The organism is Sphingobacterium sp. BN32, from assembly GCF_030503615.1.
Lineage (GTDB): Bacteria > Bacteroidota > Bacteroidia > Sphingobacteriales > Sphingobacteriaceae > Sphingobacterium.
Genome location: NZ_CP129963.1, coordinates 2,670,094 through 2,685,027, shown reverse-complemented (window position 1 = coordinate 2,685,027; position 14,934 = coordinate 2,670,094). Strand labels below are relative to the sequence as shown.

The window sequence follows — 14,934 nt, the reverse complement described above, 5'->3', positions numbered from 1 at the left end:
ATATGCAGTATTTTATTAAATTTTTTATCCAAAAAACGCTTTATTTCGTGTTGAAACATCTAGTTTTTGAAATATTCGTCTCTTAATCGTGTCTAGCAAATTGATTTAGATATCTTTGTTCGGCCATAAATTGGTCTGATTTTACAATAGCGTCTTGTTCATATGTTGTATGTTTTAATATCTGTCTTTTGTTCGGTAACTGTTGCAGTTATCATTAAGGTTGCACGCGAAAAGGGGATAAATTATCTTCAGTTGTTGGTATGGAATTATCCGGTCGCGCTGTTGATGACCTATTTCGTTTTAAAACCGGAGCTTATTGGTTGGAACAGTTCGCTTCCATGGCACCTTTATATACCCCTTGGCTTGCTGTTGCCTACTATCTTTATTTGTATCGCGATGTCTATTCGATTTGGTGGGATTGTGAAAACAGAGGTTGCTCAAAGGCTTTCCCTTTTTATTCCCTTGCTGGCGGCTTTTCTGTTTATGGGTGAGAAGATAGTTCCCAAAAACCTGATCGGGATCGGGGTAGGTTTGCTTGCCATCGTATTCTCCATCGGGTGGAATAAGCAGAACACGAGCAATGAGCGGAATTATTGGATATTTCCATTAATGGTCTTCGTAGGGATGGGAATTATCGATATTCTTTTCAAACAGATTGCCTTATTAGCAGGCATTACCTACATGTCGTCCTTATGGATCGTGTTTGTATTGGCATTGGCGTTTGCCCTGTTATTTTTAGGTTATCTCTTATTTATAAAGAAACAACCTTTCGATGCTCGTTCTGTTGCCTATGGTGCAGTCCTGGGTTTGTTTAATTTTGGAAACATCGTCTTTTATATGAAGGCGCATAAGGCATTGCCGGAGAATCCGTCTTTAGTTTTTACAGCGATGAATATTGGTGTAATCTCGGTTGGAGCACTCGTTGGAGTCCTGCTGTTTCGAGAAAAACTTAGCAATTACAATAAAATTGGGGTACTTTTGGCGATCATATCCGTATTATTAATAGCATTGCTGTGAGTTTATTCGACGATACCTATAGAACCATTGCGGAACCCGCAGACGGAATTTTTAGAGATAAAGGAAGTAAATTTATCGCCTACGCTTATCCTTTCCGGGATGAGAATAAATTAAAAGAGATTATTGCGCAATTGAAAGCCGAGCATCCCAAAGCTCGACATCATTGCTGGGCATATCGCCTTACGCCCGATCGCAGTATCTTCCGTGTCAATGATGATGGCGAACCTTCCGGTACGGCGGGACGCCCGATATTAAATGTGCTACTTTCACAGGATATCACGAATGTATTGGTCGTCGTGGTGCGTTATTTTGGAGGTACGCTTTTAGGCGTGCCGGGCTTGATCAATGCCTATAAAACAGCGACACAGGAAGCAATAGACGTTGCAGAAGTTGTGGAGCGAACAGTAAACGACGTCTATGCCGTTCATTTTGATTATCTGCAGATGAACGATGTGATGAAAATCGTGAAGGAATATGACCTAAAGGTACTTAGTCAAAACTTTGATACATCCTGTACAATTCATGTAGAAATGCGTAAATTACAGGTAAACGAGGTGGTCGGAAAATTCGAGACCATCGAGGGGATTGAAGTAGACTATTTACGGACCATATGATTAACGATTCTGAACTGATTATCAATGCGGATGGGAGCATCTACCATCTTAATTTAAAACCTGAGGACATTGCAGACACGGTTATCTTCGTCGGAGATCCTGATCGTGTTGCAGAAGTATCTAAGTATTTCGATAATATTGAAGTTAGAAAAGGTAAGCGTGAATTCATTACGCATACAGGCTTTATTGGCGATAAGCGAATTACGGTAATCTCGACAGGGATTGGTACAGATAATATCGATATCGTTTTAAATGAACTGGATGCTTTGGTTAATATTGATTTTGAAACCAAGACGCTGAAGGAGGAGATCAAGTCCTTAGATATTATCCGGATAGGGACTTCTGGTTCCATTCAAGGAAATATCGCCATTGGAACAGTTTTGGCCAGTGAATATGCCATTGGTTTTGACACCCTGATGCAGTATTATAAGAAGCCCTATACCGAAACTGAAACGGATATTCAAAAGGCGGTTATTGCTAGTTTCGAAGACCTCACGTTTAAACCTTACATAGGACATGCTTCGGAGAAGCTCTTAGCGAAATTCGCATTTGATATGCCTAAGGGTGTCACGATGACGGCGCCGGGCTTCTATGGCCCTCAGGGCCGTTCTTTAAGAACAAACAATTCCTATCCACAATTAATTAAGCACGCGAATCAGTTTACCGTCGGCCAAAGAAAGATCACCAATCTGGAGATGGAAACAGCGGGAATCTATGCGCTGAGCAATATGCTCGGGCATCATGCGATTTCGATCAATGCTATTTTGGCGAGTCGGGTTCAAGAGGCATTCTGTGAAAATCCGCAGGAGATTATCGACAAAGCAATCAAGATGGTACTAGATCGTATCTAGATCCCGACGGTTCCTTTTCTTGAGGAATCGAATCGCAATAGAATAAACAATAAGATTGTAAATGACCATAACGAGGAACCTCCATAGCTAATGAAAGGCAATGGAATCCCGATCACCGGCACTATCCCTATGGTCATGCCGATATTGATAAAGAAGTGGAAGAATAGGATGGAGGCCACGCCATAGGCGTAGATCCTGGCGAAGGCCGTTCGCTGTCGTTCGGCGATATTTACAATGCGCAGCAGCAAGGTCAAGTAAATGGCTATCAATACGACGGACCCGACGAATCCCCATTCCTCACCGATGGTACAGAAAATAAAGTCGGTACTTTGTTCCGGTACGAAGTTGTATTTTGTTTGAGTGCCCTGAAGGTATCCTTTTCCGAATAACTGTCCGGATCCAATTGCGATTTTCGATTGATTTAAGTTATAACCCTGACCTCTTGGATCGTCGATTTTTCCTAAGACGATATCGATACGATTTCTTTGGTGAGGCTGTAAGATTTTCTCGTAGGCGAAGTCAACACATAATACGTAGACCGATGAAGCTGCAAATAGGATAGCCATGTTGATGACATTCTTGCGCTTTTTCCGCATGGTAAAGGCAAAGAAACCACAGATTAAAGCAATGCATCCAATGATGATCCATTGGTTGATCAACAGCGCCATCACGAACAAGAAGATTGCTAAACCTCCAATAATCAAGAATCCCGTGCTCAAATAACCTTCACGATAGAATACAAAGGTTAGCGAGAAGAATGCTAGTGCAGAACCGGTATCGGGCTGTAGCATAACTAAAGCCACGGGAAATAAGACAATACATGCCCCAACGAATAGGGTTTTTAAATTTGGATTTTTATTAGTCTGATTGCTGAGATAATAGGCCAGCGTTAAACAGGTGGCGAGTTTTCCAAACTCCGAGGGCTGAAGACGGAAGCTTCCCAATGGAATCCAAGCTTGATTACCTCCGACGTTTCTTCCAACTACCAATACGGCAATTAAGAGCAATACAACAATAAAATAGATTATCGGTGCAGAGGACATAAAGAAGCGGGAATCGATAATAAGGATACAGATCCCGATGATCAATGCCGTAAAGATATAGATCGACTGCTTGCCATAGTTCGTTGCCAGGTTGAAAAGCCCAGGATTCTCAGGGTCGTAGACCGCAGCATGAATGTTAAACCATCCAATAAGACATAAGGTGAACCATAATAAGATGGTTATCCAGTCAATTCGTCCGAAAAAACTTTTTTCTTGAAGGCTATTCATGTGTTCTTCTCACTTGGCTATGATGTACTAATACTGCGCCCTGTTCTTTTTTCGGATCTCGTGCTGCAGATTTTAAGGGTGCTGTCGTTTTATTTTTTGTGCTATCCTTCGGGTTTTTCGTGCTGTCTTTTTTCACTTCCGTTTCCTTCGGTTTCTTTGGCTTCGGAAGAAGATTAGCATTATAAACGCGGTCTTGGATATACTTCGGCAGGGTGATGGTATCTTTTAAGTACTTCTCAACGAGCATCGATGCGATCGGAGCCGCCCAAGTACCACCATAGCCCGCATTTTCCACGAAAACAGCGATAGCGATCTTCGGATTATGACGAGGGGCAAAAGCAAAGAATACAGCATGGTTTTCACCGTGCGGGTTCTGTACTGTTCCTGTCTTTCCGCACATCTCTATCCCCGGAATACGTGAGGCTGCACCTGTACCGCCCTGATTGACTGCCTGGCTCATACCTTCGATCACCGGTTCGTAATACTTGGCATCAACACCAGCAAATATCTTTTCAGTAAACTCTTCTTTGATGATCTTTTTCTCTCCGATTCCTTTAATCAAGTGCGGACGATAATAGAATCCTCGGTTGGCAACAATTGCCATAATATTCGCCATTTGCAACGGCGTAATACCTAGCTCACCTTGTCCGATGGACAGGGAGATGTTATATCCTGAACGCCAAGACCCGTTGCCATAGCGCTTTGTATAAAAGTCTGAAGTAGGAACCAGTCCGGGTTTTTCTCCTGGGAGGTCAATTCCTAAGCGATGACCTAAGCCAAACTTACCTAGCGCATCACGCCAAAGGTCATATGCTTTCGGTCCACTCATCCCTCTGGAATCAATCATCTTGGCATAAACATAACCGTAGTATGTGTTACAGGACATTTTGATGGATTTCACCAATCCTGTAGCACCATCGACGTGGGTACAGCGCATTATCGCGCGACCACCTCCATAGCGATAACCACCAGGACAATAAAAAACCGACTGCTCATTGATGACACCTGCTTGTTGTCCGGTCAGTGCGGCGACAACTTTAAACACAGAGCCTGGAGGGTAGGAGGCCTGTATCGGACGGATAAACATAGGCTTCGTCTCGTCGTTGAGCAACTTCATATAGTTATTGCCCAAGTCGCGACCGACCATCATGTTCGGGTTGTAGGAAGGACTACTGACGAAGGTCAAGATTTCGCCCGTTGAAGGCTCAATAGCTACGACCGATCCCAGCTTGTTCTTCATCATTTTCTCTGCTAATACTTGCAGGTCTTTATCTAAGGATGATACTAGCCCATCGCCTGTAACAGCGACCGTATCGTATTTTCCTTCCATAAAGCTTCCCTTCGGTCTGTTCAATGCATCGACCATTTGGTTCTTTACGCCGCGTTTGCCACGCAAAAGATCCTCGTAGGCTCTTTCTACACCGGAAGCTCCGATATAGTCTCCAGGGCGGTAAAAGCCATCTGATTTTTCGATATCGCGCTCGTTGACCTCTTGGATGTACCCGAGGAACTGCGCAGCAATACTGTCTGGATAGCTTCTAACCGTACGGTTTTGGTAATAGAATCCTCTGAACTTATATAGATGTTCCTGAAACTTGGCGAAGGTTATCGAGCTGACCTGTTTCATAAACTGCGAAGCGCGATAGGGTGAATGCGCCTTTGCTTTCTTCATGCGTGTATTGAAATCGGCTGTATCGATATTTAAAAGATTGCAAAGCAATAGGGTGTCGATATCCTTGACCTCTCTCGGAGTTACCATGATATCATATACCGGCTCGTTTTGAACAAGGACCTGTCCGTCGCGATCTAAAATAACACCACGAGCAGGGTATACAATGACCTTCCGCATCACGTTATTGTTAGCCGATAGCAGATACCGGTCGTCGATAATTTGCAGATAGAAGAGCCTTGCGACTATAACCAATGCAATGGTTATGAAGATTCCTTGAATGACGAATTTACGGTTAAAGAAACTATTATTCATGAATGAAATGACCGTAACAAATGTTAATTACCTAATAAGCGCGATTTCCTTTTGTAGAACAATAAACTCATCAGGATGATCAGCAAAATGGTGAATAAAGAACTTAACAAAATGCTGAATAAAGTACTCAGGTAGTTGTTAAAACTGAAATATTCCACGTGCAACAATACGATGTGATGAATTAAAGTACCTATGGAAATATAAGAAAAAAACCACTTATTTCCCATTATGCCCAATGATGGGGTCTCAAAGGAGCCCTGAACATCGACATCTAGGGTAATGTTAAAGAAGAATGTTCTGAACCACACTAAAGCAACTGAAGCCGCCGCATGCACCCCTATGGAGTCATAAAAGGCATCGACCGTTAATCCGGTCAGAAATGCAATCAGATATAAGATAAAATTAGGAGTACCGATTGGTAACAAAAAGATAATAAGAATATAAGGAAATGGCGTTGCAAGATTATAATATCCAATGTTCTTGAACAGAACAACCTGCATTGCAATCAATACAATGAAACGAACGATATTGAATATAAACACTTTACCCATTGTTGTCTTCCGTCAGCTCCTCTAACTGATTCTTTTCATTTTCCAGCAGATCCTTCACCACATAAACATGGTTGAGATTGCTGAAGTTCGTTCTTAATTTAATTCGCACATCTAAAAAGCTTTCACCAGATTGTATACCGGTCTCCTCGACCGTGCCAATCTCAATCCCTTTAGGGAATAAAGAGAAACCTGATGTGTAGATCTTTTGTCCCTTTTGAACTTTTACGTGGTTCGGGATATCCTTTACCATCGCATACTTTGGATCTACATTATTTCCCCACACTAAGGCACCAAACACATTGGTCGTGTCTAATGTCACTGAAATACGCGTGTCTGGATGCAATAGGGATTGTATAGTGCTAAAATGTGGTGATACATTTAATACAATACCGACCACACCGTTCGATGTAATAACACCCAGGCCTTTCTGAACACCATCGAGTGCTCCCTTATTGATCGTAATGAAATTACTCTTTTGATGGATACTGTTGTTCACGACTTCACCCATTACAAATTGATAACGGTTTTCTTCAATAGAATCTTGTAATGAAATGGAATCGACAGTGTCCTTTAAGATGTAGTTCTGTAGTTGCTGACGTAATAATGCGTTCTCCTGTGCTAAATTCTTGTTCGCTTCATCCAATGCCAAATAGCTCTTCCAGGAGTTTAACTTGTCGTAGAAAGACCCCACAACGACATTCGAAGAGTTTACAAAAGACGAACGTTGATAGCGATTATTTTGAACAACCAAGATTAAAGCAACAGTAAAGAAGAGTACAAACCAGAAGAAGGCATTGTATCTAACCAAGAAAAGCCAAAGGTTTTTCATTCTTGTTGTCTTTTAATAGCTACGCGATATAACGTTTAACAAGAACATTATATCGCGCAACGAATAAATATATCTCAGTTTATTATTACTGCATTAAGAACTTGAAGCGTCCTATATTTTTCAACGCAATACCTGTACCTCTTACTACGGCACGAAGTGGATCTTCTGCAACGTGTACCGGTAACTTAGTTTTTGCTTGGATACGCTTGTCTAATCCTCTTAATAAAGCACCACCACCCGTTAAGTAGATACCGGTTTGGTAAATATCTGCGGATAGTTCCGGAGGAGTAATCTCTAATGCTTTAAGGATAGCTTCTTCAATCTTAGAAATTGATTTATCTAAACAGTGTGCAATCTCAGTATATGAAACAGTGATCTGTTTAGGAATACCGGTCATCAGGTCACGACCTTGAACAGCGAAATCCTCAGGTGGGTCAGTAAGTTCAGGAAGGGCAGCACCAACTTCAATCTTGATTTTTTCCGCTGTGCGGTCTCCAATCATGATGTTATGCTGACGGCGAATGTATTGAACGATATCAGAGTCGAAGTTGTCTCCGGCAACACGGATAGATTGATCGCATACAATACCGGATAAAGCAATAACTGCAATTTCTGTAGTACCACCACCAATATCGATGATCATGTTTCCTACAGGCTCTTCCACATCAATCCCGATACCAACAGCAGCAGCCATAGGTTCGTGGATCAAGTAAACCTCTTTTGCTCCTGCAATCTCAGCAGAGTCACGAACAGCGCGTTTCTCAACTTCTGTAATACCGGAAGGTATACAAACTACCATGCGTAACGATGGGAAGAACCAACTCTTTCCATTGTTTACTAGTTTAACCATCCCACGAATCAAGTGCTCAGCAGCTGTAAAATCTGCTATAACACCATCACGTAATGGTCTCACTGTTTTTATATTATCGTGAGTTTTCCCCTCCATCTGCATAGCCTGACGACCAATCGCAATCACTTTGTTTGTCGTGCGGTCGAAGGCAACAATCGAAGGTTCATCAACTACTACTTTATCATTGTGAATGATTAGGGTGTTAGCTGTACCCAAGTCTATTGCAACTTCTTGCGTAAACCAATTAAAAAGCCCCATTTATATGTGAAAGTATAATTAAAAATTTTATGCAAACCTAATGAAAAAAAATGGTTTTTAAATAATTACTCCTTTAGAAAAATCATCTTTTAACTAAGCCATTTAACAATGATTTACAATCTGGTAGAAATAACGTCTCAGGTGGTTTTTTTATTGTATGGATACACCAATGTAATAGTTAAAGCTGTCAACCTCAATATTTTCTTTTGTGAGTCCGTCTAGATGCATCACCTTAAACTTAGTGGTCGGTTTTATCAATTGGCGTTTACCGTCTTTATCAAAAATATGAACCGGCATGTCGAAGTTGTCGACTTCCGATATCCAACGTATCATGAATACTCCAGGACTGTTTTCAATGATCTCTAAGGTAGGTATGCTCTTGCGTTGCACATACTGTTCGAAGACTCGGGTCAAATCGATTCCACTTTGTTCGTTCATATAGTTTAGAATGTCCTGATAATCGACCGTCTGATGGTAGAATTTCGCATTTATACCGCGCAATAAAGAACGCCATTTTTCATCGTCATCTATCATCGTGCGGATCATGTTATGCAGTACTCCACCCTTGTTGTACATATCGCCCGAACCTTCTTTATTAACGTTGTATGGGCCTTGAAGCGGTATATCATTTTGAATGCCGCGACGGTTTCCATTCACATAGGCCTGGCTGGCTTCCTTGCCGTAAAAATAGTCGATAAAAAGCGCTTCAGAATAATTTGTAAAGCTTTCATGTATCCACATATCGCCCAAATCCTTGGCCGTTATGTTGTTTCCAAACCACTCATGTCCAGACTCATGAACAATAATGAAATCCCATTTTAAACCCCATCCCGAACGCGATCCATCATTTCCCAAATAGCCGTTTTTGTATTTGTTGCCATAGGCGATGGCACTCTGATGCTCCATTCCTAAATGTGCAGTTTCTACTAGTTTATAGCCATCCTCATAGAATGGATAAGGACCAAACCAATGTTCAAAAGCTTTCAACGTCTCATTTGCATTCTTTTTCAAATGCGCTATCTTATCCTTGTTTTCTTGAAGCACATAATAGTCTATTGACAGCGCGCCTTTCTCACCAGCGTATGTTTCTTGAAAATGTGCGTAGTCAGCAATATTTAAAGCGATATTATAATTGTTGATCGGATTGTCTACTTTCCAATGATACTTGGTATATCCGCCCTTCATCTTCTCGGTTTTCACTAACCTACCGTTTGATACATTCATCAGCCCATTAGGAACGGCTACGGAGATTAACATACCATCCACCTCATCCGATTGATGATCCTTGTTTGGCCACCATACGCTTGCTCCAAGACCCTGGCAAGCGGTCGCTACCCAAGGCTTGCCCTGACTATCTTTTTTCCAATCAAAACCCCCATCCCATGGCGCTCGAGTAGCCTGAATCGGGTTGCCGGAATAATGAACAGTAAAGGAGTCTAACTTTCCTTTTTCGATATAATCTGGAAAGGTTACAAAAACTGCGTTGTATTCCCGGGTAAAAGGAAGGGACTTGCCGCGATACTCCACTTTGTCGACAGATAGATTGTCGAATAAATCAAATTGTAGTTTATTGAAGCGATCTACTGCTGCAAACTTGAATAGATTGCTGCCGGAGATAAACTTCTTATCTATATCCACTTTCACATCCAAGTGATAATATTTGATGTCATAGCAGGTGCGGAGAGGAGTAAGTTCCCCGCGCAGTGAATCTGCCTTAGTGTAAATCTCTTTTGCTTTCATCAGTTGCGCTTGTGATACCGAAATGCCTGAAAGCATGGCTAAGCCGATGAATAACGGTTTTAAATTGATCATGAATAATCTTTTAGGTTAATATAAGCATTAAGCGTTCGACTTACGATTATTGAAGTAGCAAGTAATCTCTTCCAATGAAAGAGCGTTCAGACATTTATCAGCAGATAGGCCGCCTTTTCTTGCAACGTAGATTCCGAATTCCATATCTAGAAAGCCTTCCTTGCGGTGAGCATCGGGGTTCACGGAGAGTAAAACTCCTTTTTCTAAAGCGTATTGATGCCAACGCCAATCCAGGTCTAAACGTAGTGGATTTGCATTGATTTCAATCACCACATTATTCGCCGCACATGCGTCGATTACTTTCTTAAAATCAATGGGATAACCCGCGCGAGATAGCAAAAGTCGACCGGTTGGATGACCTAATATTGTCGTATAAGGGTTTTCGATCGCTTTGATTAACCGCGTAGTTGCTTTTTCCTCATCCATCTTCAAGTTGCTGTGGATAGAGGCCACAACGAAATCAAACTTCGCTAATACCTCATCGGGGTAATCGAGCGAGCCGTCGGAAAGAATATCCGACTCAATGCCCTTGAATATTTTGAAGGGCGCCAGTTCCGCGTTCAATACGTCAATCTCCGCCCATTGCTGTGCTAAGCGTTCGATGGAAAGTCCATTTGCATAGACCGCCGTCTTCGAGTGATCACATATGCCCAGATATTCCATCTTTAACTCATCCCGAAGGTATTGCGCCATTTCTTTTAAGCTGTGCACCCCATCACTGTAAGTCGAGTGGTTATGCAGCGAGCCCTTAAGATCAGAATAAGTTATCAATTGCGGTAGTGCGCTATTTTTAGCAAGCTCAATTTCATTTGTTCCTTCACGCAGCTCCGGTTCAATGTAGGATAATCCTAATGCAGTATAGATGGCATTCTCGCTACCTAATGAAGGTATTTCCCCGAAGTTCTTTAAGAGTTCAATATGCAAAGGCGAGCCTGTGGTTAGTAGTAAATTCTTAGCGAAATCTTCGGTATTGCTAAGGTGAACTCTAAAAGGGATGTTGTTTTCGTCCCGAAAGTTTAACGAGCTACCGTCAGCATCTACAGCAAACTCATTGTCGAGCGCTTTAACGGCTTCTACAGCAACCGCATGCGGTGCATCAGTAATTAGCTCAACATGCTGCAGTACCTCCGCCTTCCGGCGGAAATCGCCCGTAAATTCAAGCTGATAATCGTTCAGGCTTGCTTTCAGCGATGCAAAAATTGTATCGGCCGACTTCAATACCTTAGCAAATAGATACCAGCCTTGATTAGCAATCGAGAACTCGATCGCTTTTTTGATGTCTTCTTGTGTCTTTAATCCAAATCCTTTGGCTTCGACCAATCTGTTCTCATTGCAGGCATAGTAAAGTTCCCCCACCGATTCAATCGCTAGGTCATTCCAAATAATTTGAATCTTCTTCGGGCCTAGGCCTTTTATTTTCAGCATCTCAACAATACCCTCCGGTGTTTTCTCCAGCAACTTCTCCAAATCCGGAAAGGTTCCTGTCGTAATCACCTGCATGATTTTTTCGGCGGTGCTTTTTCCAATATTCGGTTGCTCGCTAAGTTCTTCCAAGTTCGAACCGCTAGCTGCGAACGGTAATTTATCAATACGAAAGGCAGCGCCTGCCATAGCTTTTGTTCGAAAAGGATTCTCATTGTGAAGCTCCATAAGCTGACCACATAATTTGAATACTTTAGCTATGTCTTTATTTGTCATGATGATGTTGTTGGTGAAACCCAAAAATACAAATCTTATTTCAATAAAAGCTTTGAGACACTTAAGCGAGGGGTAATAGCAGGGCAAACGGCTCGAAACCAAATGAAAGCTGCCACAAATAAAAAATCCTGAGGCGGGGAACCTCAGGATTTTTACCAAACCAATTATTAACCTAAATTATGAAATTTTTACTCTTTTACTACACTAATAACGCAATACTGATGCCTTTCGTCTCAACAGCAGCTTAGATTAACATCTTTTAACAAATCAGACTATAAAATGCGCTAAAAAGCCAACAAAAAAGGCTATCTATTCAATAGACAGCCTTCTCATATGTTTAGTTTGTTTTGTTTTACATTATTGTTGTTCAGGAACTGATACAACCGGCTTGCTCGGTTCAGGACGATTGTACTTATGGATGATCAATCGTATTCCTGAGTTTCGCGTTAAGAACTTAATCGTCCAGTTCACAAAAGTAACCACTCGATTTCTAAATCCGAATATAGACACTAAGTGCACAAACATCCAAGTAGCCCAAGCTAAAAATCCTTTCATATGGAAATTGCCCAAATCTACAACTGCTCTTGCACGTCCAACCGTTGCCATAGACCCCTTGTCGAAGTATTTAAAGTTTTCGGTGCTTTGTTTATTGAGTGAATTGATGATATGATTTGCAACATACTTACCTTGTTGCTGCGCAACAGGCGCGACGCCAGGTAAGCCTCTAGGATTTTCGTCCGTAATCAATGCCGATACATCACCGATAGCATAGATATCATTCTCGCCTTCTACACGACACTGCTCGTCGATCTTGATACGGTTACCACGTTGGATAATCTCTTCTTTAATACCTGTAGGCATCTGTCCCATAACACCGGCACCCCAAATCACCGTTTTCGTAGGGATTTGTTCGCCAGAAGAAAGAGTCACCGTATTACCGTCGTATCCATTCACCGTCGTATTCAACACGATATTAACGCCTAGTTCTTTCAAATAACGTTCCGCATCGCGGGACGACTTTTCGGAAAGTGCGCCTAAGATCTTGCCCGTCCCTTCTACCAAGTGAACTTTCATTTCATAGGTAGACAATTCAGGATAATCAATCTTGAGCATGTGTTGCTGATACTCTGCAATCGCTCCAGAAAGTTCAACGCCAGTAGGTCCACCACCAACCACAACGAAGTTTAAATAACGCTCGCGATCAGAGGCATTCTTGCGTAGAACAGCTTCCTCCAGATTCTGTAATAGGTAACTGCGGATATTGAGTGCTTCCACAATGTTCTTCATGGGTAAAGCGTACTTCTCAACCTCCTTATTCCCGAAGAAATTCGACGTAGCACCTGTAGCAACAACTAAGTAATCATAGTCGTAATCCGCAACAGATGTTTGTACGATTTTGTTCGCTGTATCAATATGAAGAACTTCCGCTAATCGGAATCGAAAGTTCTTTTGATTCTTGAACATCTTCCGGATAGGAAAGGAGATGGAATCTGACGCTAATGTCCCAGTAGCAACTTGGTACATCAAGGGCTGAAAAGTATGGTAGTTGTTTCGGTCTATCAGTAAAACCTCCACTTCTTTGTTCTTCAATTGTCTCGCAACTTCAACACCACCAAACCCAGCTCCAATTACGATAACTCTAGGAAAGTTTCGTTCAGAACGATTTAATAACATAATGCTCTCTTGTTATAAGAATTTTAAAATAAGGCACAAATATCCGACATTTTATCGTCTAATCCATTAAAATGTTACATTATTTTAAGTTTAAACCAACGTTAATTGCCGGATTTGCATCTATTTATCTTCTAATCAGTAATTTACATTATGTCTTAATAGTGTTAAAAATACACTACCAAAATCCTTACTGCAAACTACCTCTAATTTTTACCTTTAATCCCTCATTACTATTGTTTAACCGAAGTTGACAGGCTAGTCTGCTGCTATCCGTCAAATCTGGCAATGTATCTAGCATATCCAATTCCTGGTCCTCAGGCTCGGCGAGGTGCTCCGCACCTGCTAATACTTCCACGTGGCAGGTCGCGCATAATGCCATTCCGCCACAGGTTGCAAGGATATCATATTCCGAGGCCTTCAGGATTTCCATCAAGCTCAAATTGATATCTGTAGGAACTTCAACGCTCTTTGTTGTACCGTCGCGGTCTTCGACTTCGATGTTAATGATATTTTCCATAATTAAAATGCATTAATACCATTAACGGTAGTGTACTTAAAGCTTAATTTCTGATCCGGATAAACATATTTGAAAGCTGATTGAGCCATTAATGCAGCCTCGTGGTAACCACAAAGAATCAGTTTCAATTTACCTGGATAGGTATTGATATCGCCGATAGCGAAAATGCGCTCAACGTTCGTTGAATAGTCAAATGTATTCACCTCAATCGCATTCTTATCAATCGTCAATCCCCAATCGGCAATGGGTCCAAGTTTCGGACTCAAGCCATACAATGGAATGAAATGATCGGTAGGAACAACAACTTCTTCTTTCGCTTTATTGATCAGATGAATACTCTCTAAAGTCCCGTTTCCATCCAGTTTTTGCAGATTATGGGAAAGCAACAAATTAATCTTCCCATCCTGCGCTAGATTAAAAACCTTTTCTGCAGAATCTGGTGCGCCGCGGAAGCTATCGCTGCGGTGCACTAAAGTCACTTCTTTGGCAATGTCTGCTAAGAAAATTGTCCAGTCTAAAGCGGAGTCGCCACCACCTGCAATTACAATACGCTGATCTCTGAATCGCTCAGGGTTCTTCACCATATAATGAACATTCTGACCTTCAAAACGTTCTAAATTTTCTAATTCCGGCTTTCTAGGTTCAAAACAGCCCAAACCGCCAGCGATGACAACCACTTGGCAATGAATAACTGTACCCTCGGTTCCGATGACATAATATGAACCATCATCTAACTTCTGTAGCTGATCGACACGTTCACCTAAGGTAAAGGTTGGGTGGAATGGAGCGATCTGCTCCATCTGATTGTCGATTAACTGCTGCGCCGTAATACTTGGGTAACCTGGGATATCGTAAATAGGCTTGTGCGGATAGATCTCTGACAATTGACCTCCAATCTGAGGTAATGCATCGATTAAATGGCATCTCATCTTCAACAAACCGGCTTCAAATACTGCGAATAGACCAACTGGTCCTGCTCCGATGATACAAATATCTGTTGTGATCATA

The 14,934-nt window shown here is 41.7% G+C and carries 13 protein-coding genes; 3 read left to right on the top strand and 10 right to left on the bottom strand.

Features of this window, described 5'->3' with window-relative positions:
- Positions 1 to 162: 162 nt before the first annotated feature.
- From QYC40_RS11340 to QYC40_RS11330, 3 genes are read left to right on the top strand one after another with little or no spacing between them, the layout of a single operon-like run.
- Positions 163 to 1,017 (top strand): EamA/RhaT family transporter, encoded by an 855-nt coding sequence (locus QYC40_RS11340; protein ID WP_301990357.1) that lies wholly within the window; start codon positions 163 to 165, stop codon positions 1,015 to 1,017.
- Complete coding sequence (locus QYC40_RS11335) at positions 1,014 to 1,631, top strand: YigZ family protein (protein WP_301990356.1); 618 nt, start codon at positions 1,014 to 1,016, stop codon at positions 1,629 to 1,631. The genes QYC40_RS11340 and QYC40_RS11335 overlap by 4 nt, the downstream gene beginning before the upstream one ends.
- Positions 1,628 to 2,482 carry a nucleoside phosphorylase gene (locus tag QYC40_RS11330; protein WP_301990355.1) on the top strand — a complete coding sequence of 285 codons (855 nt, stop codon included), beginning with the start codon at positions 1,628 to 1,630 and terminating at the stop codon, positions 2,480 to 2,482. The genes QYC40_RS11335 and QYC40_RS11330 overlap by 4 nt, the downstream gene beginning before the upstream one ends.
- Here the strand turns inward: QYC40_RS11330 and rodA are convergent.
- The 10 genes from rodA to QYC40_RS11280 form a co-directional block, all read right to left on the bottom strand.
- Complete coding sequence (rodA, locus tag QYC40_RS11325; RefSeq protein WP_301990354.1) at positions 2,479 to 3,753, bottom strand: rod shape-determining protein RodA; 1,275 nt, start codon at positions 3,751 to 3,753, stop codon at positions 2,479 to 2,481. The two genes, QYC40_RS11330 and rodA, sit on opposite strands and share 4 nt — an antisense overlap.
- A complete protein-coding gene (gene mrdA / locus QYC40_RS11320; RefSeq protein ID WP_301990353.1) occupies positions 3,746 to 5,737 on the bottom strand; it encodes a penicillin-binding protein 2 in 1,992 nt (663 codons plus the stop codon). Before mrdA ends, rodA begins: the two co-directional genes overlap by 8 nt.
- Positions 5,738 to 5,760: 23 nt before the next feature.
- A complete protein-coding gene (locus QYC40_RS11315) occupies positions 5,761 to 6,288 on the bottom strand; it encodes a rod shape-determining protein MreD (RefSeq protein ID WP_301990352.1) in 528 nt (175 codons plus the stop codon).
- Positions 6,281 to 7,117 (bottom strand): rod shape-determining protein MreC, encoded by an 837-nt coding sequence (mreC, locus tag QYC40_RS11310; protein ID WP_301990351.1) that lies wholly within the window; start codon positions 7,115 to 7,117, stop codon positions 6,281 to 6,283. Before mreC ends, QYC40_RS11315 begins: the two co-directional genes overlap by 8 nt.
- A gap of 85 nt (positions 7,118 to 7,202) precedes the next feature.
- Entirely contained in the window at positions 7,203 to 8,225 is a 1,023-nt protein-coding gene (locus QYC40_RS11305) for a rod shape-determining protein (protein WP_149526761.1), read from the bottom strand.
- Positions 8,226 to 8,375: 150 nt separating this feature from the next.
- Positions 8,376 to 10,037, bottom strand: coding sequence for a M1 family metallopeptidase (locus tag QYC40_RS11300; RefSeq protein WP_301990350.1), 1,662 nt, complete (start codon positions 10,035 to 10,037; stop codon positions 8,376 to 8,378).
- Between the two features lie 27 nt (positions 10,038 to 10,064).
- Positions 10,065 to 11,735 (bottom strand): DNA polymerase/3'-5' exonuclease PolX, encoded by a 1,671-nt coding sequence (locus tag QYC40_RS11295; protein ID WP_301990349.1) that lies wholly within the window; start codon positions 11,733 to 11,735, stop codon positions 10,065 to 10,067.
- Positions 11,736 to 12,092: 357 nt separating this feature from the next.
- Positions 12,093 to 13,409: an NAD(P)/FAD-dependent oxidoreductase gene (locus QYC40_RS11290; protein ID WP_301990348.1), complete on the bottom strand. Its 1,317-nt coding sequence runs from the start codon at positions 13,407 to 13,409 to the stop codon at positions 12,093 to 12,095.
- A gap of 187 nt (positions 13,410 to 13,596) precedes the next feature.
- Positions 13,597 to 13,926, bottom strand: a complete 330-nt coding sequence (locus tag QYC40_RS11285) for a 2Fe-2S iron-sulfur cluster-binding protein (RefSeq protein ID WP_301990347.1) — start codon at positions 13,924 to 13,926, stop codon at positions 13,597 to 13,599.
- Positions 13,927 to 13,928: 2 nt separating this feature from the next.
- On the bottom strand, positions 13,929 to 14,933 hold the full coding sequence (locus QYC40_RS11280; protein WP_301990346.1) for an NAD(P)/FAD-dependent oxidoreductase: 1,005 nt from the start codon (positions 14,931 to 14,933) through the stop codon (positions 13,929 to 13,931).
- Between the last annotated feature and the right edge of the window lies 1 nt (position 14,934).